This is a genomic window from Ferrovibrio sp. GW821-FHT12F09 (assembly GCF_058806775.1).
Genome location: NZ_JBXAPZ010000005.1, coordinates 1 through 1,191, shown reverse-complemented (window position 1 = coordinate 1,191; position 1,191 = coordinate 1). Strand labels below are relative to the sequence as shown.

Annotated in this window: 1 protein-coding gene; it reads left to right on the top strand. The window is 64.2% G+C overall.

What is annotated here, in order from left to right; translation table 11 throughout:
- Positions 1–1,191 (top strand): elongation factor Tu, encoded by a 1,191-nt coding sequence (gene tuf, locus AC1ROB_RS22500; RefSeq protein WP_492973784.1) that lies wholly within the window; start codon positions 1–3, stop codon positions 1,189–1,191.

The following is a 1,191-nucleotide window of genomic DNA, read 5'->3' as shown; positions in this document are numbered from 1 at the left end:
ATGGCCAAGGCAAAGTTTGAGCGTAACAAGCCGCACTGCAACATTGGTACGATTGGTCACGTTGACCATGGCAAGACGTCTTTGACGGCAGCGATCACGAAGGTGCTGGCGGAAAGCGGCGGCGCGTCGTTCACGGCCTATGACCAGATCGACAAGGCGCCGGAAGAGAAGGCGCGCGGCATCACGATCTCGACCAGCCATGTCGAGTACGAGACGGCGAACCGCCACTATGCGCATGTCGACTGCCCCGGCCACGCCGACTATGTGAAGAACATGATCACCGGTGCCGCCCAGATGGACGGCGCGATCCTGGTTGTGTCGGCCGCTGACGGCCCGATGCCGCAGACGCGCGAGCACATCCTGCTGGCCCGCCAGGTCGGCGTGCCGTCGCTGGTCGTGTTCATGAACAAGTGCGACATGGTGGACGACGCCGAACTGCTCGACCTGGTCGAGCTGGAAGTGCGCGAGCTGCTGTCGAAGTATGATTTCCCGGGCGACGACATCCCGATCGTGCGCGGTTCGGCGCTGGCTGCCCTTGAGGACAGCAACAAGGACCTGGGCCACGACGCCATCCTGAAGCTGATGGCCGAAGTCGACCGCTACATCCCGCAGCCGGAGCGTCCGAAGGACAAGCCGTTCCTGATGCCGGTGGAAGACGTGTTCTCGATCTCGGGCCGCGGCACGGTTGTGACCGGTCGCGTCGAGCGCGGCATCGTCAAGGTCGGTGAGGAAGTCGAGATCGTTGGTCTGAAGGCCACCGTGAAGACCACCGTGACCGGCGTTGAAATGTTCCGCAAGCTGCTGGACAGCGGCGAGGCCGGCGACAACATCGGCGCGCTGCTGCGCGGCGTGCAGCGTGAGGACGTCGAGCGCGGCCAGGTTCTGGCCAAGCCGGGTTCGATCACCCCGCACACCAAGTTCAAGGCCGAAGCCTACATCCTGACCAAGGAAGAGGGTGGCCGTCATACCCCGTTCTTCACCAACTACCGCCCGCAGTTCTACTTCCGCACCACCGACGTGACCGGTGTTGTGGCGCTGCCGGCCGGCGTCGAGATGGTGATGCCGGGCGACAACGTGTCGATGGATGTCGAGCTGATCGCGCCGATCGCGATGGATGAAGGCCTGCGCTTCGCGATCCGCGAAGGCGGCCGCACCGTCGGCGCCGGCGTCGTCGCCAAGGTCATCGCGTAA

What these genes read in the sequence shown, in the direction of transcription:
- tuf (WP_492973784.1), top strand. Translation starts at nt 1, where the DNA reads ATGGCCAAGGCAAAGTTTGAGCGTAACAAGCCGCACTGCAACATTGGT.